Genomic DNA, 24721 nt, shown 5'->3' with positions numbered 1-24721 from the left:
AACGTGTTGTTATTCGAGCACCCAAAGGGCGCGTTTTTGATGGATATCGTTAGTTGCCAAAGCTGATTTTAAACCACAGATAAGCGACATATAAAACAACAGCTATATATACGGCGGAAATCACCAGATTCAATCTCCAAAGATTTAACCAGAAATGACCTTTAAAGTAATTACGTTGTCTTACTGCGTTGTTAAACAAAGCAAATGAAGAAGGTACTAACATTAACGCAGACCAACCAAGCATGGGTAACACCATAAATATAATGCCTATACCTGCGCCTCCTGCTGAAGCTTCTGATGTTTCGCCATCAATAGGGGCCAGCATCACGTAGCCTAAAATAAACCCAGCAATCGCAAATATAAAACCTAAAAGTTGAAGTGTTCTCAAAATCGTCCTTAGCAAATCGCGCTTTACTTACCGGTAAGTGACGAGCGACAGCGAGTTATGTTTTCGATGCAGTAACTTGTTAGCAGCCCTGCACAAGGGCCCCATTTAATCGTGATAACGACACGAGATTATCGTAATCGTATTGTCATCAACTGCCAAGACTAATCGATTCGTATCGTCTATACGTCGGGACAAAAACCAGCTAAGTTTTCCTTTAATGGCTCTGGCTTACCAATACCTTCAAACGGTGAGCGTTTAATGTCATTTATAAGCTTGTTTATTCGTTTGAGCGTGTTTTTTCTTGGGTTTGCCAATACAGATAATCGCTGCAAGATTGGTCAGTCCATGACAGTAGACGACTACTTATCTATCCCGTCTTTGTAGGCGACTTTACCTGCTTTGAATTGTTTAATTGACCGATTTAAATGCTCAGTATTGGCAGGTGAACGCTGTAAGTGCAACGTCTCCATCAGACTGTTGTAGGGTTTCTTGGTGGTTTATGCACCTGACTATTTCTTCTTAAAAAATACAATACCCAAAATAATAAACATCATGCCAACACCTATTGGTGGTGGATTTTTTGATGAACCGAATATACTAGGCAGCAAGAAAAGCACCCCAGTAAGAATCCAAAGTATCGGTACAAACCTCTGTATTTTTGTTTCACTTTTTTCCATGATCTTTTTCATTTTTCGTCCCTACCTCATTTACTTGCGAAATAAATTCGAATACACATAACGCCCAAAATTAGCGCGGAAAGCCGCGCAGCGGTTTGACAACGCAGCCAGCGCTTTTTGCTGGCGATAAAAATTTGTTTGTTAAATGCCATTATTACCACTACAATTAATGCGCATAACAAATGCGCACGGAGTTGCCTTATGAGAACCACATTTAATGCACAAGCCCCAAAAAAGGCCACAAATCTTAGTTTAAACAGTGAGTTACTTGCTGAAGCTAAGCGCCTTAATATCAATCTATCCGCTACAATGGAAAAAGCTTTAGAAAAAGAGGTTTCCTCTAAATTAAAAGCTGAATGGTTAGAACAGAACGCCAACTCTATTCAGGCTTACAATGAACTTACTGAAAAACATGGTCTTTTTTCTGATTCATACCGAGTATTCTGATGTCTCAATTTACTCTTTACAAAAATCTCGACAAAAATACATCTAAAGCTTATCCCTATTTTGTTGACGTGCAAAGTGAGCTGCTAAGCACCCTAAATACTCGATTGGTCATCCCACTTACACCAATACATCTATTAGAAAAAAAAGTACCAAGCCATTTGTGTCCGACTATCCATATTGAACAAGGCGACTTTGTTGTTCTTACGCAACAAATGGCAAGTATTCCAACCAAAATATTAGTAGAGCCCCTCACAGATTTAAGCACTTTCAGAGATGAGATTATCGCTGCTATAGACTTTTTGATTACTGGTATATAACGCCCCGCGCATGCGCGCGAACTTGTGAGCGTCGCAGGGGCCGCATGCCCCAAATGACGCGGTTTGTTAAATGCCATTGTTGGAATATTGCGAAACAATACCTAACCATGTTTTCTCGATTTCAGGAACTAACTTTTGAAATGCGGCTTTTTCCGTATTAATCCTCAAATCGTCTACTGCATCAGAAGTGCTCCAGACACTGGCAGCTTTAACTTCTTGTGCAGTTGCTTCCGAAAGACCATACAAATATTCCGTTCTAACATCGAAAAAGGCCGCAGATACTGTTGTTGTTACAGTAACTTGTTTATTTTTCAAGAAGCCTAGCGAAATAACATTCAAAGGAGCGAATTTTTGTTCACCTGCATGAAACGTCGTATCAAAAGTATAGATTAAAAGAATATCTGCTTTCAGGCGTGCTGACGCTTCGCGCAACGTTTTCACAGAATCAAGATCTACTGGAAGCAAAATCCTGTTTAAAGGCGCAATACCGGCAAGTTGAGGTAATTTAGAGAGTCTAATGAAATCGTCATCAGACTCCACCTCTCTCGTCGTAATTACGCTATAACGCCCTGTACCAAAACTATTAACTTTATAAGATTGATAGCCGGGAGCTTGAACTCGTGCTACCGCAATATTGGCAGGAAAAGAGGCTGTGGGCTTTTTGGACATTAACTCATTGATATCTGAATCAGCTAATTGACTTAGCTGAACGCTCCCTCCCGGCGTTGTATAAGAAGCGCAGCCACTCAAGGTAATAGCCAAAGATAACATTACGGCCTTGTATATTTTCATTTGAACTCCTGAACTTGAGTTTGACAGCATTTAACGCTCACCTATGCGTCGCACGATTTGTTGTAGTATTTGCAATAATATAGCGCAGCGAAATACAAATTCCACAACGAATTGTGTGTCCGTACGAACGACAGTGAGTGCCATGAGGCGTTTGTTATGTGTTCATTCGGCAGACTCGTGACAATTACCATAATATTCAAACTCTACCGGAGACAATTGTTTAGTATTTTCATCCGCCTTAAATAGCTCAGCCTTGCATGATCTTGAAAACGAATGAAGTTCACCAGAAACTTTAATTTCATAACTCTCATTTGCTTTGGGACTAAATGAGGTGTAGATAGCGCAATTAATTGGGCCAGCAACTGACAAAATCATAAAAGTATATTTCTTATCTATTGACAATTTTACACCGTCTGGATTCAACTCAGAAATTAGTGGATTACCCTTGTCTAAAACCACAAGTCTTGCACCGCTATCAGAGCCAAACGATTTGCCACAAGGTTCTTCTTCTGTATGAAAATTTACAAATGTTGAGTACCCAAGAAAAGGTGCTTCAAAATCGTGTTTAAATAGTAGCTTAGAAGAGGGTGTATCAGTTGGCGGTTCTGCATAATCCGGCAAACCAGCACATCCAGCGACTAGGCATACCAATAAAACAATGTTAAATCTCAAAATAACTCCTCAGGAACACATAACGCAAAGCACATGGGCGACAAAAACGCGCCAGCGAGTTTGGCGTCCCAGCGACCGCAGGGAGCGAATGGTGCGCATTGTTATGTGCGAGTTTTATACTAATAGCCACCGCGAATTACCCTGAAAAAAAAGTCCATAACGAAAAATGTAATAACTGAATATAAAATGTTCATTATTATTGCTCTGTATTTTCTGAATAATAATGTCTTTGATAATTCCGGGTTCATTTGCCTTAATTCAAAGAGCATATTTTTACCACTCTCTGTAAGAGAGGGATTCACAAATACGGATTTGTCAGGTGCCAACATTGTCGCACTAACGTAACCTTTTTGAATGAGCTCCGAGAGTAATTCGCGAGAAATAAACTTATCGCAGGCAATTCTTACTGGAAGTGAGCCCGAATGAATATCGAATAAAGCTAGCAAGTACTCGCGTGTGTTCATTTATAAACTCTATTGCCGACGCTCATGACAACCTAAGCACATAGACATAATGACTCCCCACGAGGTGCTGACCTCCGAATTCGTGGGTTAGTTTCGCAACCAGATCCATACTGTATTTGTTGAATATACAATATCGGAGGTCAGCATGGTTAACAATAGCATAACTTTTATCGGCTTAGATACTCACAAAGAGTTCTTTGAAGTGGCCTATATCGAAGACAATCGCGAAGCCAAGCCTGTTAGTCTCGGGCGCATTAACGGCACCAAACAAGCACTGCAAAAGCTTGTCCGCCAGTTCGAATCTAAGCACCCCGGCAGTACGCTGCATTTTGTTTATGAAGCAGGCCCGTGTGGATACTGGATTTATCGCTTTTTAACAAGTTTAGGCCACTGTTGTTATGTCGTGGCACCGTCGTTAATTCCTAAAAAAGCCGGTGAGCGCGTTAAAACTGACAAACGTGATGCCGTGAAATTAGCATTACTGCTGCGCTCTGGCGATATGGCCCCTATCTATGTCCCAGAGCCTGAGGACGAAGCCATGCGCGATTTATCACGCGCGCGTGAAACCGCCATGAAGGATTTAAAAGACGCAAAGTATCAGCTTAAAGCCATGCTGCTGCGCAACAATATCCGCTGTGACATACAAGATAATTGGTCAGCCAAACACCTACGCTGGCTTACCGAATTGATATTGCCGCATCCTTCGCAACAGATTGTTTTGCAGGAAGCGATACAAACCATTACCGAGCGTATCCGACGCCTTGAGCGACTGGATAACGAACTCAGTTACCATGTGAAAAACTGGCGTTACTACCCTGTTGTGAAAGCCATTCAAGCCATGCGGGGGGTGCGCTTATTAGTGGCTGTCGGCGTGATTGCCGAGCTGGGTGATTTATCCCGCTTCGACCACCCGAGAAAACTCATGAGCTATCTCGGCTTGGTCCCCTCTGAGCATTCCAGTGGCGGTAAACGCAAGCAAGGTGGCATTACCCGAACGGGGAATACCCGTGCCAGACGCTTATTGGTCGAAGGTGCGCATACTTATCGCTATGCCGCCAACGTATCAACGGAGCTGCAAAAACGACAGGAAAGTCTCAGCAAGGAAATCGTTGATATCGCTTGGCAAGCACAGCTTAGATTATGCCGACGGTATCAACGTTTAATGAAGCGTGGCAAACACTACAACTTAGTCGTTACCGCCATTGCCAGAGAGATGATTGCCTATATCTGGGCCATCTCCAGAGAAGTCGTGCTAACACCCGTGAACCCCGCTAAGCGGTTAGCAAGGGTGCCAGCATGAAAAACGAGTTAGAGTTAATGCATTGGATCAAGCAGCGGGTGTGGCACAACCACCGACGGCGTTAGGATGGCAACAGCCTCACGGCTGTTGAACCTCGTACATAGACTGAAGACAGGTGCCACGGCGGATCAAGTAAAGTAGGCTCTGTTAGCGAAAGCTAATAATCCACGGGTACCACCGGGGCGACGCTTCGCCATGACAACCGACGAACATTACCAGCTTCATCTGATGCATTAACTCGCTTTAACAGCAAAAAAAGGGTTCTTTAATGAGCAGGATTTTACTCAATCTGCTTGACGTGGGGAGTCATACCAACGCTTATTCGGCGGGTCGACCCGCTTTTAAACACGGGTTAACCTGCCTTTGTAAATTTAATGTACGAAACATTACACCGCTTCTTTTAAACTTACAATGACTTATAGGTACAGCTGGTATTTGTGCCAGCAACAAATACGGGTTAACCCGTCTAACAAAGCGTGAGTTAGGCTTGGGCATTATGTGCATACAAATACAGCGGTTTTCGGAAACTAAATACCAGAACGAATATCTGCTTTTGGTACAAATCTGCCATCCCCTACTTGCTTTTTAACCCCACTGCTGCCAGCTGCTGCAATTGCTCAAGCTGCAGTTCGGTAATACCAAACTGCTTTAACCGCAGGGTTTGCTTAAGTTCCAGGCTTTCTATACGAAATGTTAGTACTTTGCGGTTGGGGTTTAGCTTGAAGCCGCTGATATTGTGCCAGGGGTAAAACTCGCTGCCGGCGATGCCATCGCTTAGCGTGATGCCATCAAGGCTAGCACTAAAGGTTTTCGGCTGCCTTGCGCCTATAGCAATAGAACAAAACAGTGCTAACAGCGGTGCAATTGCCAGCAGCGCCATTAAACGGCCGCTGTGGCGCGGTTCCAGCGCTATTAACGCTGGCAGGTACTTATAGCCAAAAAAGGTGGCACTTAAGATAATGCCATTAACCAGCAGGATCTTATAAAGCTTGTGTGTGCGGCTAACAGAACTTTGCTGCAGTATCATTGTTATAGTAATGGGTTGAGCCTTATTTAATAACCAGCTACGGTGTAACAGCACGCTAACGATTTTCGTCATGTAGCAACAGTATTTCAAGCGATAATGTCGCCGGTTTTATCATCCAAATCAACCAACACATAACGCCAAGCTTACCGGTGGAATAATTTGGCGCGGCTTTTTGCGTTTCTTTGCAAAAACCGCGACAAATTATGGAATCCGGTAGAGCGCCTTGTTAGCAGCTTTATTTGGTGCATGCACATTAGTAATGATACCTGCACGTTATTATGGTTAGCGTTTTATCATCAACGGCATAAACTAAACGATTGGTGTCATCAATTCGGCGTGACCAGAAACCTGACAAATTTTCTTTAAGAGGCTCAGGCTTTCCAATACCCTCAAATGGTGAACGCTTAGTGTCACTGATTAATTTGTTTATACGCTTTAATGTCTTTTTGTCCTGGCCTTGCCAGTAAACGTAATCATTCCAAGCTTCATCAGTCCAACAAAGTAGCCTACTACTCATCGACTATATCTCTTTGCGTAGTTTTACCACTTTTATATTGAGCTATTGATTTGTTTAAATGTTCTGCATTTGCAGGAGACTTTAATAAATGAACTGTTTCCATCAAACTATTGTAATAATCTAATGACATCACTACCGCATCATCTGAATCTCGACGCGTTATAACAGTGGTGTCTGCATCATTAACGACAGAGTCTAAAACAGCTTTTAATCCATTTCTTGCTTCAGTAAAAGATACAACTCTCATAAATCACCTATATGTACATTTTATTGAATAACTATAACTCAGTTACTTTATATGTACAATATATGGTACATGTATTTTTTTGCTGCTAACGCAAAGCACACGGGCGACGAGCCGCGAAGCGGGTTGGCGTCCCAGCGACCAACGGGAGCGAGTGCTGCGCATTGTTATGTTTCATTTGCTAGGACCGCTTTTAAACCCACATTATTAATTACCAAAACCCGAGATAAGCCTTTAATAAAACGATCAAATGTGGCTGGTTCTACCTTAAATGATAACGAAGCCACAAAACATACCTTCTCTCGGGGATAACGCGTATCTCTGGATACAATTTGTATTGCCGCCAGTATGCGCCCGGAACTATCGATGCAAGAGAACTCAATATCGAAGTGAGACAATTGATCACTTTCACCAGAGCAAAACCGAATGCTATCCTCTCGTTTCTTGGGAAAGCCAACTAGTTGTGCGCAAAACGCTTGAAATTGGTCTTCGTTAACGTAGCAATCGGCAGTACCGGCAAAGCCGCTACTTTTGCCCTTAACTCTTAGTTTCAGCAGATCATCTATTTCGGATAATTGCTCAAATTCCAAATATTCAATCATGACTGACCTGAAACATAACGCTCGCCACAAACGCGAGCAACTTGTTGCGAGTCGAGCGCCCAAAGGGCGCGTTTTTGATGGCGATTGTTATACATGCGGCATATCACCATTACTTAACTGATCATTTAATTTAAAGTCTTTCTTCAGCTCCACCATTATAACCACTGAAATCAGAATCCATACTAATGCGCCCGTTAACGCCGAAAAACCATGAAACGCTAAATTAACCACAGCCAAAGAAATAACCATTAACATCTCTAAAGCACCTAATTTATAGGCCCATTTCTTTCGATTGACTAGGCTGTAAGCGATCACAGCATTAATTGCTGCAAGCAGAAAAAAAATTATAGAAGTAACACTAAGTGATATATCTGGATAAACGTTAGTTAATACTCCGGCTACTAAACCTATAGCTGCTAATGTGCCAATAATTACAGAGATTAATGTAAGAAAACCAAAACAAAACACAACATTTCTCATATCTGAATCCAATGCTGGTTAGCAGGTATAACGCCTCGGTAAGGGGCGTGAAAATGCGCAGCATTTTTGCGTCCCAGCCGAAGGCGACTTAACCGACTTGTTATGTGCCTTGACTAAGACTGTGTTACTTGAGGCTAGATACACTGTTTAAATATCCTTCTCAAACGCAATGATGATCCCATTTGCTAGAACTGCTACCGCCACGAGTAGAGCTGTCCACCAAAAGCTAAAATCTGTGTACCAGGAAATCAGTGCACTAACCATAAAAACGATCGAAACTGAAAGCACAAAAATTTTAAGATCAATGATATTCCTGATCTTGTCTCTAAGTGATGTGCGTTCATGATCGGTCATAGCAAAAGCCTAATTTGGCACATAACGCATAGCACATGGGCGGCGAGCCGCGCAGCGGGTTGACGTCCCAGCGACCAACGGGAGCGAATGGTGCGCATTGTTATACATCTTTATTACTCAACGGAAATTGAAAATACAATACAAAAAAAAGCCCAATTGATAAAACGTTCATTATTTTCAGATAAGCAAAATCCATTTCGGAACCATCAAAAATGTTTGAGATAAAAAAGTAAATTGATGCAAGTGCAGTAGACGAAAATGAAAACAGTAGCGCGCAAAAATATTTATTTAGTGATGACAACTTAAGCGCCGTATATGCTGCTACGGCGGCAATAACCAAAGGTAGTATTGCAAGCAAGTGAGCTAACTCAATTAAACGTGAAGCGTCTTCAACCTTTCCAGACTGAAAAAAAATGAAAATAATTATTGCCGGAAGCACTAAGAGTACAAACTTCGCAGTAGCTTTAAGATTTTTTTCAAATGCACTTTGAAAGTTCAATCTAAACTCCAAGATGTATAACGCAAAGCACACGGGCGACGAGCCGCGCAGCGGGTTGGCGTCCCAGCGACCAACGGGAGCGAGTGATGCGTATTGTTAGGCATTTTTTACACCTAAAACTGACCACTGCTGCCAAGAACCTAGAGCAAACAGGCCGCCAATAAACAAACATATACCAGAACTAATTAACCAAAACGTTAAACTGTTTTCTGGGAACATTGGCATTAACCCGACGAAGGAAACGCCACGAAGTAAAAATATACTGGCGATGAGGATTAGCGCTAATTTTGTCAGTGGTAAACGTTTAATTGCACCTGCGCCAGACAAGCCATAAAGCGCCCAAACCAAAAGCACCATGACAATGACAGAGGTTACAATTGTCGGATACCAAAGCCCTTGCTCTGCCATCCGAGCCATCTGTTCGCCTGCACCAAAGAAACGATACCAATCGCCTCCGAACACAATACAACCGAGATGAGCAAGTGCAGCAGCGAAACAACATATCGCCGCAGCCAGAAGATACTTATTACTAGCAGAATGCATCGTTCCTCCGTGAATGCCTAACGCTGCCAGCAGGCGCGCCGCTGTTTGGCGTCGCTTGCCTGGCCTTGTTAGCAGCCCACACCGAACTTGCGCGGCTTGCCGCACTGGCAAACCCGAACAACGGCAGGCTGCTTTTAATTAAAACTGAACCGGTAAGCTGCGATACGGCGAGCAAACAGGAACCTGTAAAACTATTGAGCGAAGCCAAGAAGAACAACGCGACCACCCTTGCCGCCAGCGACTAACCCACAAACTGGCGGACTTTAAGTTTTGGCTTTGCCGCTAAGAAAACCAGACGCGAGCCGAGCCAGAACAGAAAGCCTTTACACCCCTAAACACCCTGAAAGCGGCTAACGCCCAAAGCAGCTGCGCGGTACGCGTCAGATGCCTTTGCTTGTTAGCAGCCTACACCGGACTTTCGCGGCTTGCCGCACTGGCAAACCCGAACAATGGCACGGCTGCTTTTATTAAAAACTAAACCAGCCAGCTGCGATACGGCGAGCCAACCGGAACCTGTAAAACTGTGTAGCGAAGCCAAGAAGAACAACGCTACCGCACCATCAGGGATTGAACCTAACCGACAAACTGGCGAACTTAAACTTTTGGCGCTGCCGCCAAGAAAACCACACGCGAGCAAGGCCGAAAAAAACTACTGACTAAAACCGTTAAAACCAGAAAGCCTGCTAACGCTCAAAGCAGCTGCGCGGTACGCGTCAGATGCCTTTGCTTGTTAGCAGCCTGAACCAGACTTTCGCGGCTTGCCGCACTGGCAAACCCGAACAACGGCAGACTGCTTTTAATTAAAAACTAAACCCGTTAACTGCGATACGGCGAGCCAACCGGAACCTTTAAAACTGTTAAGCGAAGCCACGAAGAACAACGCTACCGCTACCACCGTTTGCAGCAAACCCACAAACTGGCGAGCTAAACCTTTTGGCGCTGCCGCTAAGAAAACCAAACGCGAGCACAGCCGAACAAAACTACTGACGAAAACCGTTAAACCCCCGAAAGCCTGCTAACGCTCAAAGCAGCTGCGCGGTAAGCGTCAGATGCCTTTGCTTGTTAGCAGCCTACACCGGACTTTCGCGGCTTGCCGCACTGGCAAACCCTAGCAACGGCACGGCTGCTTTTATTAAAAACTAAACCAGCCAGCTGCGATACGGCGAGCCAACCGGAACCTGTAAAACTGTGTAGCGAAGCCAAGAAGAACAACGCTACCGCACCATCAGGGATTGAACCTAACCGACAAACTGGCGAATTTAAACTTTTGGCGCTGCCGCCAAGAAAACCACACGCGAGCAAGGCCGAAAAAAACTACTGACTAAAACCGTTAAAACCAGAAAGCCTGCTAACGCATTGCTCACCGGAAAATGACGAGCGCCAGCGAGTAATTTTTCCGGTGCAGTAACTTGTTAGCAGCAAACACCACAATTTCGCGGCTTGCCGCCACGCGATGTTTACCAAAGCAACTGCACCCATAAATTAAAAACCTAACCAGCCAAGTGCGATACAACGAAATGACTGGAACTTAAAAACCTGTTGTAAGCGGAGCCCATGAACTAAAGGAACAACGCTACCACCCTCGCCGCCAGCAGCTAAACCACAAACTGGCGGACTTTACGTTTTGGCTTTGCCGCTAAAAGAACTAAACGAGAGCAATGCCAGTACGAAAAACCGTTACAACCCTAAACACCCCGAAAGCTGCTAACGCAAAGCACATGGGCGACGACCGCATCGCGGTTGGCGTCCCAGCGACCGCAGGGAGCGAATGGTGCGCCTTGTTAGCGGCGACAAACACTCTACCCTCGCGGCACTGCCGACAAAGCGATGCCGAACAGCAGCAACCCTGTGCAAATTAAAAAACTAACCAGCCAAGTGCGATACAGAGAAATAGCTGGTGCCTAAAAACTTTAAAGCCAGCGGAGCCAATGAACCCAAAGGAACAACGCTACCACACCATCAGAGATTGCACCTGACCAACAAACTAGCGAACCTGATAGAATAAATTAACAATTGAGATACAACTTAACGCAAGCAGAGCCGAAAAGTAAAACAGATTTTGTACCTAAACTTTCTCGACAGCCAGCTAACGCTCAAAGCAGCTGCGCGGTACGTGTCAGATGCCTTTGCTTGTTAGCAGCCTACACCGGACTTTCGCGGCTTGCCGCACTGGCAAACCCGAGCAATGGCACGGCTGCTTTTATTAAAAACTAAACTAGCCAGCTGCGATACGGCGAGCCAACCGGAACCTGTAAAACTGTGTAGCGAAGCCAAGAAGAACAACGCTACCGCACCATCAGGGATTGAACCTAACCGACAAACTGGCGAATTTAAACTTTTGGCGCTGCCGCCAAGAAAACCACACGCGAGCAAGGCCGAAAAAAACTACTGACTAAAACCGTTAAAACCAGAAAGCCTGCTAACGCTTTGCTAATTGGCTGCCGTAGCGCAGCGTAGGCAGTCCAGTGGAGGCCATGTTGTTTGTGGCCGGAACGAAATTAAGCAACTTGTTATAAAGTCGATTTGCATAGGTGGTAAATGTAATCATCAACAAGTTGCCCCTTAATTAAGGTATTTTTCTTTAAGCACGCTTCTCGAACAAACCCCAGCTTTTCCAGCACTTTAAAAGAACCAACATTACTGACCGAGCATGTTGCAACTAACTTATTTAAACCCAGCTCGGTTAACGCAAAATCTCGAACTAACTTTAAAGCTTCAGCAGCGAAGCCTTTACCCTGAGCATCTAGCTTAATCATAAAGCCGACTTCAGCGACTTTTGCTTCATCGTCAACCATTTTAAGTCCAATATTTCCAAGTTTTTCAGTTGACGCTAAGTCAGATATACCAAAGGAAAGCCATCCTGTGCCATTACTGTCCCAGAGCTGAGCTTTGACTTCAAATGCAGCTATTGCCTCTTCATATGTGCAAGGCTCATATACATGAGTCATCATTTTCGGACACATAGATATTTGAATAAACAGCTCTCGATCAGAATTATCGAGTGGCGACAGCTTTACCCTATGACCTATGAGATCCACAATATTACCTAGACTTTATAACGCTTAGCACACGGGCGACGAGCCGCGCAGCGGGTTGGCGTCCCAGCGGCTGCAGGCCGCGAGTGATGCGTATTGTTAGGCATTTACTCACCATCTGTAAGAGTTGCATTAACTGAAACAGTAAATGCAGGCCAAGACAAATTAATTTCTGAAACTACTAAGTTTCTGAACTCTCCACTCACATTGGCGTTTTCAATAAATAGCTTTAATGCTTTGACCTTTAGATCTGTAACTTTATAAGACGCTAATTTTGATTCAAAGTTATTTAATGAAAATGCCAAAACAAAATCATCGCCCTTATTTTTAGTCCATTGTCTAACTTCAGCAGGGAAGAACATATATAAGAACGGCTCAGGAGATGGTGTGACGATATAAAGAAATACAATGAATCCATCTGTCACATATTTACTAGGAATAGAAATATTTGATCTTTTACTTTTTGATAGAGAGCGACCTTTACATTGAATACGACAAAATTTAACGCCATCATTCATTTGAGAGAAAGCTAATAAGTCTGTTCCTAAAACATCAAATTTTGGTTTGGCAATAAGCAAATCACGCCGATTCAAACGACTTGCAATGAAATCTTCGGCTTCAAGTTCAAGTTGAGATGTATCCATACTTTCCTAAATGCCTAACGCCCTGTTAATGGGCAAAATTATGTTGGCTAAAATGTGAAGCGGAGCGAAACCAAGCCAACGTAATTTTGTCCACTTTAAACAGTTTGTTAGGCATCGTCATCCGGCTCAGCATCGAAGGATCCTGGAATTTGCTCGTCACATGTTTCATAAGCAAAAATATCTTCCGTATCCCAGATATCAAACTGTTCGATTACATCTAAATAGCAAGCAGATTTACGAACATTGACAGTTAAGTATGTTTCATCCCATCTTTCCAATGAACAATCCAAATCGCGAATTTTTTCGATATAAAAATCTTGTTTATTTCTATCAATTGATTTGTCAAAAATTATTCTGAGAGTGCGGTTACCACTTCTTGCTATGACATTTTCAATTTCCAAAATGCCGTTCTCGTCCTCAAAAGCTTTTACTTCATCCTTGAAATTTAACGAGTATGAAAAGAATGGAATATTTTCAAGCCGATAAATATTATTCCCTAGCGGCTCTGCCCACATAGACTCGCCACCAATCATCCAGTGATTGGGTAAAGATACGTGAACCTTAACTAATCCTTCGTTGCTCATTTAGATGCCTAACGCAAAGCACATGGGCGACGACCGCAACGCGGTTGGCGTCCCAGCGACCGCAGGGAGCGAATGGTGCGCCTTGTTAGCGGCGACAAACACACTACCCTTGCGGCACTGCCGCCAAGCGATGCCGAACAGCAGCAACCCTGTGCAAATTAAAAACCTAACCAGCCAGGTGCGATACAGAAAATAGCTTGTGCCTAAAAACTTTAAAGCCAGCGGAGAGACTGAGCCAAAAGGAACAACGCTACCGCACCATCAGAGATTGCACCTGACCAACAAACTGGCGAACCTGACGGAATAAATTAACATGTGAGATACAACTTAACGCAAGCAGAGCCAAAAAGTAAAACTGATTTTGAAACTACAACTTCTCGACAGCCGGCTAACGCCGCCAGCAGCGGCCGAGTGTAACGAGGTCCAGCGACCGAAGGGAGCGATGTTGGCTGGCCTTGTTATATGGCAAACTCTTCATTAGGCTCCTCCAATTGCTCAACTTCATCTAGACCGCAAATTCCATTACCGCCAGTTAAATAACGCAGCCCCAAATAGACTTGGTCCCCAGCTTGTTCGGCCTGAATTACAACTGCAGGCGTTCTCTCTCCAGTATCTTCATCGATCTGAATAACACATGTTGGCAACATTGCATTCAGTGCAAAACTTCCTTCAGGGATGTAAAAAACAGCAACACCATTTTTCACATCGTCTTCGGTCGCAACTCTACCAGACAAGTGAGGCAAGCTTTCCCAATCACTTGGATCGAACGATTCCCACATAATCACCTTGCCTTATAACGCTTATTCGACAGAAATTTCCGTATTTAAACACGGACTTCTCCGCAAATGTAAATTTAATGATTTACACATTAACCACAAAAACCCCTGCAGACAATACTTTGCAACATTAAATTTATAGAAGCATGTAACAAATACGGAACAATCCGTCTAACAAGAGCGACTTGACATTTCAAAAATAGCTGTATACTTAAACAGTATTAAGCCGGAGGTGTAAGATGACTATGCAATCGCCTTTTTTAGACTTTGTCGCAGAAGAAATGTACAAACGCCGCTATGCCAAGCGCACAGTGGAGACCTATGTATACTGGATCCGCTTTTATATTTTATTTCATAAAAAGCAGCACCCTAAAGACTTAAGTGAGGCGCAGGTTGAACAATTTTTAAGTTACCTTGCCGTGGAACGGCATGTTGCAGTTCAAACACAAGCACTTGCGTTGAACGCCCTCAGCTTTTTGTATAAAGAGATTTTTCAGCGCCCGCTCGCTCTTAATCTCAACTTTAATCAATCCAGTAAGCCAAGAAAGCTTCCTGTTGTATTAACAAAAGACGAAATTAAACGCTTATTAAAAGAAATTGATCCGAGCTATCTCTTACTAGCTCAATTGTTATATGGCAGCGGCTTACGTTTAATGGAAGCGGTGCGTTTACGGGTTGCCGCTATTGATTTTGACTATCTGTCGATTATGGTGTGGCACGGTAAAGGCGGTAAACATCGGCGCGTTACTCTAGCTCCAGAACTGGTCCCGGCATTAAAACGCCAAATTGCTATAGTTGAAGCTTACTATCATCAAGATCTGGCAACTGGAGATTATGCGGGTGTTTGGTTACCATTTGCATTGGCACGAAAGTACCCAAATGCACCAAAAGAGCTTGGCTGGCAGTATTTATTTCCATCCGGCAAACTCAGCATTGATCCTGATTCTAAATTACTGCGTCGTCATCATATAGATGAGTCGGGTTTGCAAAAAGCGGTGAAAATTGCAGCTCGTAAAGCGGCTATCAACAAGCATGTTAGCTGTCATACATTGCGACATTCCTTTGCAACCCATCTTTTGCAAGCCGGTATGGATATACGTACTGTGCAGGAGCAACTGGGCCATACCGATGTAAAAACAACGCAAATTTATACCCATGTCTTAAAACAAGGGGGAAATGCTGTGCAGAGCCCGTTATCTCAGCTGCTTTAAATAAACCGTGTGATTGCAATTATCTGAATAAACTCTGTTATATCAATCTATTTTATGTCGGTTGTGTAAGCCCTCATTGCTGTATGGTTTGAGGTTCTGCTTAGCGCTTATTCTTGATCTAGCGGTTTTACCTGTGAAAATAAATTAGAGGAATCATGTTATTTACAGCGGCGGTCATAATCTGTAGTGAGTATTGGCGCTAGCAGGCGAATTATGCGAGCACAGTTTTTTAACCGCTACAATGTCGAACTCGTTTTTGTCTGTGTGCTTCACGCCAGCCTGACGAAAAAAACAGAGCGCCTAAAGCGCCCTGTTTGGTTTGTATCCATTGCCTCTACTAAAAGCAATCGCCTGGCACTCTTACCCAACCTTCCATTAAAACGCGCGCACTGCGGCTCATAATGGCTTTGGTTACTGTCCACTCGCCCTCTACTTGCTCTGCGGCAGCCCCTACGCGCAGCGTACCTGACGGGTGACCAAAACGCACTGCATCTCGATCACCGCCGCCGGCAGCTAAGTTTACTAACGTACCCGGTATAGCCGCCGCTGTGCCAATGGCAACCGCAGCGGTGCCCATCATGGCATGGTGTAACTTGCCCATCGACAGCGCTCGCACCAGTAAATCAATATCACTGCTGTCTACCTGCTTACCACTGGATGAAACATAGCTCTGCGGTGGTGCCACAAACGCCACTTTGGGCGTATGTGCTCTGGCGGCGGCTTCACTCACATCGCTAATTAAGCCCATTTTTATCGCGCCATAGGCACGAATGGTTTCAAAGCGCGCCAGCGCAGCAGGGTCACTGTTAATCGCTTCTTGCAGTTCCATACCGCTGTAACCAATATCGGCGGCATTAACAAAGATAGTTGGAATACCGGCGTTAATTAATGTGGCTTTAAACTGGCCAACACCCGGCACCGCTAACTCGTCTACCAGGTTACCGGTTGGAAACATGGCACCGCCACCTTCGCCTGCATCAGCAGCGGGGTCGAGAAACTCAATTTGTACTTCCGCCGCCGCAAAGGTAACGCCGTCTAATTCAAAATCGCCGGTTTCTTGCACTTCACCGCCTGTTATCGGCACATGGGCAATAATGGTTTTTTTGATATTAGCTTGCCAAATGCGCACGGTACAAATGCCATTGGCCGGAATGCGCTCTGCATCCACTAAGCCATTGCTGATCGCAAAAGAGCCAACCGCTGCGGTCAAATTACCGCAGTTACCGCTCCAATCAATAAAGGGCTTATCAATGGCTACTTGGCCAAACAAGTAATCCACATCATGATCGGTTTTACTGCTTTTACTTAAAATCACCGTTTTACTGGTGCTTGACGTCGCGCCGCCCATACCATCGGTATGCTTACCGTAAGGATCCGGGCTGCCAATCACTCTAAGCAGCAGGTTATCCCGCGCTTTACCCGGCACTTGCGCAGCAGCGGGTAAGTCGTCCAGTTTAAAGAACACGCCCTTAGAGGTTCCGCCACGCATATAGGTAGCAGGGATCTTAATCTGTGGTGCTATCATAATTTCTGCCTCAAAAGAGTCTTAATTCAACACATTAAATAATGTGAGAAATATCTGAGTTCAATTACGTAGGTCGGAATCCCCACAAAAGTCGACACAGAGTGTCTGAGCGAGCGCCACAGCAAGGTGACAAATTCGTCTGGAACGAATTTGAACAGCCTTTAAGGCTGGCCTTCGGCGATGGGCAGGAATGCCCATCGTAATTGCTGTGGCGAGCTTTTTGGGGTGTTGCGACCGGAGTTAAAGGTTGGCTAGAACTCAAAACTCATTACACCGCTCCTTGCAGGAAATCCTGCGCAAAGCGCTGCAATACACCGCCTGCTTCATAAATAGACACTTCTTCAGCCGTATCTAAACGGCAGGTTACCGGCACGTTAACCGTTTCACCATTGGCGCGGTGGATCACTAAGGTTAAGGTTGCACGTGGCGTACGCGCCCCCACCACATCATAGGTTTCGGTGCCATCTAACTGCAGCGTTTTACGGGTGGTGCCCGCAGCAAACTCTAGCGGTAACACCCCCATACCAATTAAGTTAGTACGGTGAATACGCTCAAAGCCTTCAGCCGCAATCGCTTCTACCCCGGCTAGGCGTACGCCTTTGGCCGCCCAATCGCGTGACGAACCTTGGCCATAATCAGCGCCCGCCACAATAATCAGCGGTTGTTTACGCTGCATATAGGTTTCAATGGCTTCCCACATGCGGGTCACTTTACCTTCTGGCTCTAAGCGGGTTAACGAGCCTTGTTTTACTTTGCCATCTACCACCGCCATTTCATTAATCAGCTTCGGATTTGCAAAGGTGGCACGTTGGGCGGTTAAGTGATCGCCGCGGTGCGTGGCATAAGAGTTAAAGTCTTCTTCCGGTAAGCCCATTTTATGCAGGTATTCACCTGCGGCGCTGTCCAGCATAATGGCATTAGAAGGCGATAAGTGATCGGTGGTAATATTATCACCCAGCACGGCTAACGACCGCATACCGGTTAGGCTACGCTCACCGGCTAAGGCGCCTTCCCAATAAGGTGGGCGGCGAATATAAGTACTTTGTGGCCGCCAGTCATACAGTGGGCTAATTTGCTCACCGTAATCCACGCTTACTTCAAACATGGGTTCGTACACTTTGCGAAATTGCTCAGGTTTTACGCTGGCTTTTACTACCGCATCAATTTCTTCATCACTTGGCCAAATATCTTTTAAGGTAATGGCTTTGCCATCATGGTAGCCCAACACATCTTTTTCGATATCAAAACGGATTGACCCGGCAATCGCATAGGCCACGACTAAGGCTGGCGAGGCTAAAAAGGCTTGTTTGGCATACGGATGAATACGACCGTCAAAGTTGCGGTTACCCGACAATACGGCCGTAGCGTACAGATCACGCTCAATCACTTCTTGCTGAATAACCGGATCCAATGCGCCACTCATGCCATTACAGGTGGTACACGCAAAACCGACAATGCCAAAACCCAGTTGCTCAAGCTCGGGCAGTAACCCCCCCTCTTCTAAATACAGTTTTACCGCTTTTGAGCCGGGCGCCAATGACGATTTAACCCAAGGCTTGCGCGTTAAGCCCATTTTATTGGCATTACGCGCTAACAAACCGGCAGCAATGACGTTGCGTGGGTTTGAGGTGTTGGTACAGCTGGTAATAGCCGCAATAATCACTGCGCCATCGGGCATTTTGCCCTCTTCTTGCACATAGCTTGCGGCAATGCCGCGCGCCGCTAAATCGCTGGTGGCTAAGCGTGCATGCGGGTTAGATGGCCCGGCCATAGTGCGGCCTACGCTAGATAAATCAAATTTTAATACCCGCTCATATTCCGCTGTTTTTAAGCTTTCAGCCCACAGCCCAGCGGTTTTGGCATAGGTTTCAACCAATTTAACTTGCTCTGGCTCACGGCCGGTAAGCGTTAAATAGTCTAAGGTTTGCTGATCAATGGCAAACATGGCCGCCGTTGCGCCATATTCTGGCGTCATATTCGAAATGGTGGCCCGATCACCTAAACTCAGGCTGTCAGCCCCTTCGCCGTAAAACTCTAAGTAGCTTGATACCACTTTTGATTTACGTAAAAATTCGGTCAGTGCCAGTACAATGTCAGTAGCCATAATGCCTGGCTGGGCTTTTCCGGTTAACTCTACCCCAATAATATCGGGTAAGCGCATCCAGCTAGCACGGCCTAACATCACGCTTTCCGCTTCTAAGCCACCCACACCAATCGCAATCACCCCTAACGCATCTACATGAGGTGTGTGGCTGTCGGTACCCACCAGCGTATCTGGAAAGGCCACACCATCTTTAGCATGGATAACCGGCGACATCCGCTCCAAGTTTATCTGGTGCATAATGCCATTACCCGGCGGGATCACATCCACGTTTTTAAAAGCTTTTTTAGTCCAGTTAATAAAGTGGAAGCGATCGTCGTTACGGCGATCTTCAATGGCGCGGTTTTTCTCAAACGCATCCGCTTCAAAACCGGCATGTTCTACCGCTAACGAGTGGTCAACAATCAATTGCGTGGGTACCACTGGGTTAACTTTGGCCGGATCACCGCCCTTTTCAGCGATGGCATCCCGCAAGCCGGCTAAGTCGACTAAAGCGGTTTGGCCTAAGATGTCATGGCACACGACGCGTGCCGGAAACCAAGGAAAGTCGAGATCACGTTTACGGTAAATAAATTGCTTTAAGGCTTCGGTTAGCAGCGCTGGATCGCAGCGACGTACTAAGTTCTCGGCATGTACCCGAGAGGTGTAAGGCAGTTTGGCATAGGCGCCCGGCTCAATGGCATTCACAGCCGCTTCGGTGTCGAAGTAATCAAGCTGGGTACCCGGTAATTTTTTGCGGTATTGGCTATTCATGGTCGGCCTCTATCTGCTTAACAGTGGAAATTGATAACGAGTTACATCAAAACGAGAACCGGATGATGCTAAACCAAGTCTCGAAGGCATGGATGCCTAAGTGAAGCCTACAGGGAGGTATTCACGGCGCCTTGGTGTGCATCATCCGGTTCGATGTCATGGCTTAATGCCCTGTCGTTAACACGAATTATCTTTCAGCAATCGGCGTTACCGTGCGCGGCTCAACACCTACGTAATCCGCACTTGGCCGGATGATACGGTTATCAGCACGCTGCTCCATCACATGCGCGGCCCAACCGGTTAAGCGGCTGCACACAAAAATGGGGGTAAACAACTTGGTTGGAATACCCATGTAGTTGTAAGCTGAGGCATGGAAAAAGTCGGCGTTACAAAACAGTTTCTTCTCACGCCACATGACGGCTTCGCAACGCTCAGATACATCATATAAGCGGGTATCGCCATTCGCATTGGCCAGCTTTTCTGACCATGCTTTGATCACGGCATTACGTGGATCTGACTCTGAGTAAACCGCATGGCCAAAGCCCATGATCTTTTCTTTGCGTTCCAGCATGCCTAATAGTTTGCTTTCAGCATCATCGGCATCAATCATGCCTTCAATCAGTTCCATTGCCGCTTCATTAGCACCACCGTGTAATGGGCCACGTAAAGAGCCAATTGCGCCGGTAATACAAGAGTGCATATCACTTAAGGTTGAGGCACACACCCGTGCGGTAAAGGTAGAGGCATTAAACTCATGCTCGGCATACAGGATCAACGACGCTTCCATTACTTTTACATGCAATGCCGACGGTTTTTCACCGTGTAACGTCCACAAGAATTGCTCGGCGATTGAATCGGCGTCGGTTTCAACGGCTACCCGCTTGCCATGGTGGCTGTAGTTATACCAATAGTTCACCATGCCTGGAAATAACGCCAGCATCCGATCGGTTACATCCTGCTGTTGCCCAAAATTATGTTCCATTTCTAAGTTACCCAGCATCGAGCAACCTGTGCGCATCACATCCATTGGGTGGGCTGAAGCCGGGATCCGCTCAAGCACATCAACCAGTGCTTGTGGCATGGCGCGTAAGCCTTTTAGTTTGGTTTTATAAGCGTTTAGCTCGGCTTGAGTAGGTAATTCGCCTTTTAAAATAAGGTACGCGACTTCGTCAAAGGTACAGTTTGCGGCTAAATCTTTTACATCGTAACCGCGATAGGTTAAACCCGAACCGGTTTTGCCCACGGTAGATAAAGCGGTTTTTCCTGCTACTTGGCCGCGCAGACCGGCACCGGTCAGTTGTTTGCCTGTTGCCATTATCTTGCTCCTGTATTTATGATTATTTAATTTAAAAATATTATTTTTTGGTACTGAATAAACTGTCTAGCTTTTGCTCAAAGCTGTGATAGTTCAAGAAGTCATACAGCTCAGCACGGGTTTGCATGCTGTCTACTACCGCTTTTTGATCGCCATTGGCTAAAATAGATTCATACACATTTAACGCCGCTTTGTTCATCGCTCTAAAGGCACTTAATGGGTACAGTACCATTGCTACGCCCACACTGGCTAACTCGGCTTTGTTAAACAACGGCGTTTGGCCAAACTCGGTAATATTGGCCAATACTGGAACTTTAAGCGCTTTAGTAAAGGCGGTGTATTGCTCTAAAGTGTGCACCGCTTCAGCAAAAATGGCATCGGCGCCGGCCGCTTCACAGGCTAAGGCGCGCTCAATGGCCGCCTCTAAGCCTTGTTGTGCTAAGGCATCGGTGCGCGCCATAATGAAAAAGCTTTCATCGCTGCGCGCATCGACACTGGCTTTTACCCGATCAACCATCTCTTCTAAAGACACAATTTCTTTATTAGGGCGATGACCGCAACGCTTTTGCGCCACCTGATCTTCAATATGAAAACCCGCCGCACCCGCACGGGTCATTTCTTTTACGGTACGCGCGATATTAAAGGCCCCACCCCAACCGGTGTCGGCATCAACTAATAACGGCACACTGGTGGCAGCAGTAATGCGGCGAATATCTTCACATACATCATTTAACGACGTCATGCCCAAATCAGGTAAGCCAAACGAGGCATTCGCTACACCCGCACCTGACAAATACAAGGCTTGATGCCCGGTACGCTCAGCCATCATCGCCGTGTAGGCGTTAATGGTGCCAACAATTTGCAGTGGTTGATTGGCGCTGATCGCAGCGCGGAATTTTTGTCCGGCAGTTAAAGTAGTCATATTAGTTCCCCGTTTGTTCACGTTCTAAAAGTGTTGGTTCAATATTGCGGCGCGACGCGGCAACATGGCGTCGCATCAGTAAATCGGCGAGTTCGCCATCACGGTTAGCAATGGCATTAATAATGGCTTTGTGTTCATCAAAAGCGCGTGATACCCGGGGGCCGTTCATACCCAGCTGTACCCGATACATGCGCATTAAATGGTATAGCTCATCGGTAAGGATATTGATCAGATACGGGTTTTTACTTCCCAAAATAATCCGGTAATGAAAATCCAGATCACCGGCTTCTTGATAGTAGCTTTCACCTTCGCGTACGCGCTGTGTCGAAAGATGTTGATCAAGCAAGGCCTGCATTTCGGCAATTTCTGCATCGGTCATTTGTGTCGCGGCCAGCCGACAGGCCAAGCCTTCAAGCTCTTCGCGCAGCTGATACAGTGATAACAGCCCCGCTGTCGACAATTTCACTACGCGCGCGCCGGCGTTAGGAATGCGTTCAATCAAATGACAGCGCTCTAACCTGGCTAACGCTTCACGCAGCGGTGCCCGGCTTAAATCAAAGCGTTTCGCCAGCTCAGGCTCACTGATTTTCGAACCCGGCGCAATATCACCCTCGACAATAGCGCGCTGCATTTCTTGCAGTACGCGGTCGGCAGCGGTTACAGGGATATTTTGGCGGCTTGCATTCATCATATTGTCGACATAATAAAACAGTTGTGTAGTTTTAAGCCGTTTTGGCGCTATTGTCAAGCTAACAAAAACAAGATTGTCGACAATCCGTCTAAGATAGGGGCATATTGAGGGATAGATTAAACATTTTTGCCGTGTGCAGTGCCTCTTTAAGCCACTGCACTACAATAGCTGATTATTTTTTAGACTTTTTTAGACTAAAAAAAGTACTTTATAGACAATCAATGTCTTAAGAATAAATGTAACGATCAGGCTACACAGTGCGGTTTGTTTATAAAGCCAGGGTTTTTGTTGCAGAATTGGAAACTGCTTTTGTTTCACAACACGCGAAGTGGCAAAAAAAATATTAGCGGTATGGCAGGTAAATTACTGTGTATTAACTACACTCAAATTACATCATGACTTTTCGATAGCGCACGGCTCATTCCCTATGAGCCATTCCCCTAAGCCCAGAACAAGATAATTAGTTCTGGGCTTCTTTTATGCAGCAATGCCTAATTAACTACCGTTACGCCACTAAACGACGGCGCTGCGCCAAAGGAAATAATCGATAGAAGTTTTCAGTGGTTGCGCTGGCTAATTCAGTAATACTGACCGCTTTAACTTCTGCAATGGCAGCAGCAACATCAGTAACATAAGCCGGTTGATTGGTTTTACCACGGTGCGGTACCGGCGCAAGATAAGGCGCGTCGGTTTCAATTAACAGACGGTCAAGAGGAAGTTTTTTGACCACATCCCGTAATTCTGCGGCATTTCGAAAGGTCATAATGCCCGAGATCGAAATATAAAAGCCTAAATCTAAGGCCGCTTTTGCCATCTCATAGCTTTCGGTAAAGCAATGCAAAACGCCACCGGCGTTTTCAGCCTGATGTGACTTTAATAATGCAATGGTATCAGTGCGCGCATCACGCGTATGAATAATCAAGGGTTTAGTTAACTGGCGAGCCACACTAATGTGTTTAACAAAGGCATCTTGCTGCGTCGCTTTACTCTCTGGGCTATAAAAATAATCCAGACCGGTTTCCCCCACCGCCACAACACGCTCAGCACTGGCGAGCTTCAGTAACTGCAGCTCATCAACGGTGCCTTCTTGATGCAGCGGATGCTCGCCACATGAAATCGATACACCTGCAAAAGGTTGCACTAAATCGGCCATCGCATCGAATTCAGCTAAGGACACACTGACACACAGTAAATGTTCAATTTGCCGTTTTTCGGCTGCAGCAATCACCTGCTCTAGGCTCATACCCAATTTGTCGAGTTCTAACCGATCTAAATGACAATGCGAATCTATAAACAAAACAACCTCGAAAATACTGCTGTTATTCAAGTGAATAACGTTACATGGTGTAAGTGGCTTCTGCACTTCCTAACATGCCACCTAATAATTTTTCAATACGATCACTTAAGCCATGTTTATCATCAATAAAGGCCACACCGACACCCGCCGGATTAGAGCTTTGCGCACCTAAAGGCGATACCCAGGCTACTTTACCCGTCGCTATAATAGGTTCAAGTGTATCAGGCAAGGTTACGCTAAGGGCTAACGATTGGCCCATTTTAAATACTCTAGCCGAGCGGATAAAAAGCCCACCGTTTTTTAAAAACGGCATGTAGCACTTATATAACTCTTTGCCATCATTGAAATTTAATGCAACTTCTTCCATTTTCGCTCCTCTGCTTATTCAGCAGACTATTAGGGCTTGTTGAACTTTTATACGGGTTTTATCGCATCGTCGCCAGTATTAATGTAGCGTTTGGCTGCTAGTAGGGCATTTCACTACTCAACTACCGCTTGCCAAAAGGCGCGCGGCTAAACACCTTGTGCGTTAATTCAACTTACG

At 45.4% G+C, this 24721-nt stretch carries 28 protein-coding genes and 2 pseudogenes; 5 read left to right on the top strand and 25 right to left on the bottom strand.

Annotated elements, in window-relative coordinates; genetic code table 11:
• Nucleotides 1–49: 49 nt before the first annotated feature.
• The 4 genes and pseudogenes from L1N97_RS08915 to L1N97_RS08900 all read right to left on the bottom strand — a co-directional run bounded on the left by L1N97_RS08915 (nucleotide 50) and on the right by L1N97_RS08900 (nucleotide 1077).
• Entirely contained in the window at nucleotides 50–388 is a 339-nt protein-coding gene (locus L1N97_RS08915; RefSeq protein ID WP_236129535.1) for a hypothetical protein, read from the bottom strand.
• Between the two features lie 105 nt (nucleotides 389–493).
• Nucleotides 494–702, bottom strand: a pseudogene (locus L1N97_RS08910) (Txe/YoeB family addiction module toxin).
• Between the two features lie 45 nt (nucleotides 703–747).
• Nucleotides 748–870: pseudogene (locus tag L1N97_RS08905) on the bottom strand (type II toxin-antitoxin system Phd/YefM family antitoxin); the annotation flags it as partial.
• A 27-nt stretch (nucleotides 871–897) separates the two neighbouring features.
• A complete protein-coding gene (locus L1N97_RS08900) occupies nucleotides 898–1077 on the bottom strand; it encodes a hypothetical protein (RefSeq protein WP_229585772.1) in 180 nt (59 codons plus the stop codon).
• Nucleotides 1078–1266: 189 nt separating this feature from the next.
• On the opposite strand from L1N97_RS08900, the gene L1N97_RS08895 reads away from it, so the two are divergent.
• Both L1N97_RS08895 and L1N97_RS08890 read left to right on the top strand, forming a co-directional pair.
• On the top strand, nucleotides 1267–1512 hold the full coding sequence (locus L1N97_RS08895; RefSeq protein WP_229585775.1) for a type II toxin-antitoxin system CcdA family antitoxin: 246 nt from the start codon (nucleotides 1267–1269) through the stop codon (nucleotides 1510–1512).
• Entirely contained in the window at nucleotides 1512–1829 is a 318-nt protein-coding gene (locus tag L1N97_RS08890; protein ID WP_236129534.1) for a CcdB family protein, read from the top strand. Before L1N97_RS08895 ends, L1N97_RS08890 begins: the two co-directional genes overlap by 1 nt.
• Nucleotides 1830–1895: 66 nt before the next feature.
• On the opposite strand, the gene L1N97_RS08885 is transcribed toward L1N97_RS08890, so the two are convergent.
• Both L1N97_RS08885 and L1N97_RS08880 read right to left on the bottom strand, forming a co-directional pair.
• Nucleotides 1896–2621: a hypothetical protein gene (locus L1N97_RS08885; protein ID WP_236129533.1), complete on the bottom strand. Its 726-nt coding sequence runs from the start codon at nucleotides 2619–2621 to the stop codon at nucleotides 1896–1898.
• A 162-nt stretch (nucleotides 2622–2783) separates the two neighbouring features.
• Nucleotides 2784–3293, bottom strand: coding sequence for a hypothetical protein (locus tag L1N97_RS08880; protein ID WP_236129532.1), 510 nt, complete (start codon nucleotides 3291–3293; stop codon nucleotides 2784–2786).
• A gap of 609 nt (nucleotides 3294–3902) precedes the next feature.
• Here L1N97_RS08880 and L1N97_RS08875 point away from each other — a divergent pair.
• Nucleotides 3903–5057, top strand: coding sequence for an IS110 family transposase (locus L1N97_RS08875; protein ID WP_226752477.1), 1155 nt, complete (start codon nucleotides 3903–3905; stop codon nucleotides 5055–5057).
• 574 nt (nucleotides 5058–5631) lie between these two features.
• On the opposite strand, the gene L1N97_RS08870 is transcribed toward L1N97_RS08875, so the two are convergent.
• The 8 genes from L1N97_RS08870 to L1N97_RS08835 form a co-directional block, all read right to left on the bottom strand.
• Complete coding sequence (locus L1N97_RS08870) at nucleotides 5632–6156, bottom strand: hypothetical protein (RefSeq protein WP_236129531.1); 525 nt, start codon at nucleotides 6154–6156, stop codon at nucleotides 5632–5634.
• A 181-nt stretch (nucleotides 6157–6337) separates the two neighbouring features.
• A complete protein-coding gene (locus tag L1N97_RS08865; protein WP_236129530.1) occupies nucleotides 6338–6601 on the bottom strand; it encodes a Txe/YoeB family addiction module toxin in 264 nt (87 codons plus the stop codon).
• Nucleotides 6594–6848: a type II toxin-antitoxin system Phd/YefM family antitoxin gene (locus L1N97_RS08860; RefSeq protein WP_236129529.1), complete on the bottom strand. Its 255-nt coding sequence runs from the start codon at nucleotides 6846–6848 to the stop codon at nucleotides 6594–6596. Before L1N97_RS08860 ends, L1N97_RS08865 begins: the two co-directional genes overlap by 8 nt.
• A gap of 164 nt (nucleotides 6849–7012) precedes the next feature.
• Entirely contained in the window at nucleotides 7013–7447 is a 435-nt protein-coding gene (locus tag L1N97_RS08855; RefSeq protein WP_236129528.1) for a hypothetical protein, read from the bottom strand.
• Nucleotides 7448–7534: 87 nt separating this feature from the next.
• A complete protein-coding gene (locus L1N97_RS08850) occupies nucleotides 7535–7927 on the bottom strand; it encodes a hypothetical protein (protein ID WP_236129527.1) in 393 nt (130 codons plus the stop codon).
• A 147-nt stretch (nucleotides 7928–8074) separates the two neighbouring features.
• On the bottom strand, nucleotides 8075–8281 hold the full coding sequence (locus L1N97_RS08845; RefSeq protein ID WP_236129526.1) for a hypothetical protein: 207 nt from the start codon (nucleotides 8279–8281) through the stop codon (nucleotides 8075–8077).
• Nucleotides 8282–8381: 100 nt separating this feature from the next.
• Nucleotides 8382–8780, bottom strand: a complete 399-nt coding sequence (locus tag L1N97_RS08840; RefSeq protein ID WP_236129525.1) for a hypothetical protein — start codon at nucleotides 8778–8780, stop codon at nucleotides 8382–8384.
• Between the two features lie 96 nt (nucleotides 8781–8876).
• Nucleotides 8877–9323 carry a hypothetical protein gene (locus tag L1N97_RS08835; RefSeq protein ID WP_229585786.1) on the bottom strand — a complete coding sequence of 149 codons (447 nt, stop codon included), beginning with the start codon at nucleotides 9321–9323 and terminating at the stop codon, nucleotides 8877–8879.
• Between the two features lie 65 nt (nucleotides 9324–9388).
• On the opposite strand from L1N97_RS08835, the gene L1N97_RS08830 reads away from it, so the two are divergent.
• The gene (locus L1N97_RS08830) at nucleotides 9389–9568 is read left to right on the top strand and encodes a hypothetical protein (RefSeq protein WP_236129524.1); all 180 of its coding nucleotides are present in this window, start codon (nucleotides 9389–9391) and stop codon (nucleotides 9566–9568) included.
• A 2265-nt stretch (nucleotides 9569–11833) separates the two neighbouring features.
• On the opposite strand, the gene L1N97_RS08825 is transcribed toward L1N97_RS08830, so the two are convergent.
• The 4 genes from L1N97_RS08825 to L1N97_RS08810 form a co-directional block, all read right to left on the bottom strand.
• Nucleotides 11834–12361 carry a GNAT family N-acetyltransferase gene (locus tag L1N97_RS08825; protein ID WP_236129523.1) on the bottom strand — a complete coding sequence of 176 codons (528 nt, stop codon included), beginning with the start codon at nucleotides 12359–12361 and terminating at the stop codon, nucleotides 11834–11836.
• 104 nt (nucleotides 12362–12465) lie between these two features.
• Nucleotides 12466–13002, bottom strand: a complete 537-nt coding sequence (locus L1N97_RS08820) for a hypothetical protein (protein ID WP_236129522.1) — start codon at nucleotides 13000–13002, stop codon at nucleotides 12466–12468.
• A gap of 107 nt (nucleotides 13003–13109) precedes the next feature.
• Entirely contained in the window at nucleotides 13110–13586 is a 477-nt protein-coding gene (locus tag L1N97_RS08815; protein WP_236129521.1) for a DUF4265 domain-containing protein, read from the bottom strand.
• A gap of 458 nt (nucleotides 13587–14044) precedes the next feature.
• Nucleotides 14045–14365, bottom strand: a complete 321-nt coding sequence (locus L1N97_RS08810; RefSeq protein ID WP_236129520.1) for a hypothetical protein — start codon at nucleotides 14363–14365, stop codon at nucleotides 14045–14047.
• A gap of 236 nt (nucleotides 14366–14601) precedes the next feature.
• Between L1N97_RS08810 and L1N97_RS08805 the strand changes: the two genes are divergently transcribed.
• A complete protein-coding gene (locus L1N97_RS08805) occupies nucleotides 14602–15573 on the top strand; it encodes an integron integrase (protein ID WP_329605545.1) in 972 nt (323 codons plus the stop codon).
• Nucleotides 15574–15910: 337 nt separating this feature from the next.
• On the opposite strand, the gene prpF is transcribed toward L1N97_RS08805, so the two are convergent.
• The 7 genes from prpF to L1N97_RS08770 form a co-directional block, all read right to left on the bottom strand.
• Nucleotides 15911–17101 (bottom strand): 2-methylaconitate cis-trans isomerase PrpF, encoded by a 1191-nt coding sequence (gene prpF, locus L1N97_RS08800; protein WP_236129713.1) that lies wholly within the window; start codon nucleotides 17099–17101, stop codon nucleotides 15911–15913.
• Nucleotides 17102–17366: 265 nt separating this feature from the next.
• Complete coding sequence (acnD, locus tag L1N97_RS08795) at nucleotides 17367–19952, bottom strand: Fe/S-dependent 2-methylisocitrate dehydratase AcnD (protein ID WP_236129519.1); 2586 nt, start codon at nucleotides 19950–19952, stop codon at nucleotides 17367–17369.
• Nucleotides 19953–20139: 187 nt separating this feature from the next.
• Entirely contained in the window at nucleotides 20140–21267 is a 1128-nt protein-coding gene (gene prpC, locus L1N97_RS08790; RefSeq protein ID WP_236129518.1) for a bifunctional 2-methylcitrate synthase/citrate synthase, read from the bottom strand.
• Between the two features lie 40 nt (nucleotides 21268–21307).
• Nucleotides 21308–22189: a methylisocitrate lyase gene (gene prpB / locus L1N97_RS08785; protein ID WP_236129517.1), complete on the bottom strand. Its 882-nt coding sequence runs from the start codon at nucleotides 22187–22189 to the stop codon at nucleotides 21308–21310.
• Nucleotide 22190: 1 nt separating this feature from the next.
• Nucleotides 22191–22877: a GntR family transcriptional regulator gene (locus tag L1N97_RS08780; protein WP_236129712.1), complete on the bottom strand. Its 687-nt coding sequence runs from the start codon at nucleotides 22875–22877 to the stop codon at nucleotides 22191–22193.
• A 508-nt stretch (nucleotides 22878–23385) separates the two neighbouring features.
• Nucleotides 23386–24177 (bottom strand): TatD family hydrolase, encoded by a 792-nt coding sequence (locus L1N97_RS08775; protein WP_236129516.1) that lies wholly within the window; start codon nucleotides 24175–24177, stop codon nucleotides 23386–23388.
• Between the two features lie 40 nt (nucleotides 24178–24217).
• Entirely contained in the window at nucleotides 24218–24544 is a 327-nt protein-coding gene (locus L1N97_RS08770; RefSeq protein ID WP_236129515.1) for a PilZ domain-containing protein, read from the bottom strand.
• Between the last annotated feature and the right edge of the window lie 177 nt (nucleotides 24545–24721).

Origin of the sequence: Rheinheimera sp. UJ63 (genome assembly GCF_021568285.1) — a bacterium.
Taxonomy (GTDB): Bacteria; Pseudomonadota; Gammaproteobacteria; order Enterobacterales; family Alteromonadaceae; genus Alishewanella; species Alishewanella maricola.
Note: the sequence above shows the minus strand (reverse complement) of the source record. Positions and strands in the feature narration are given on the sequence as shown.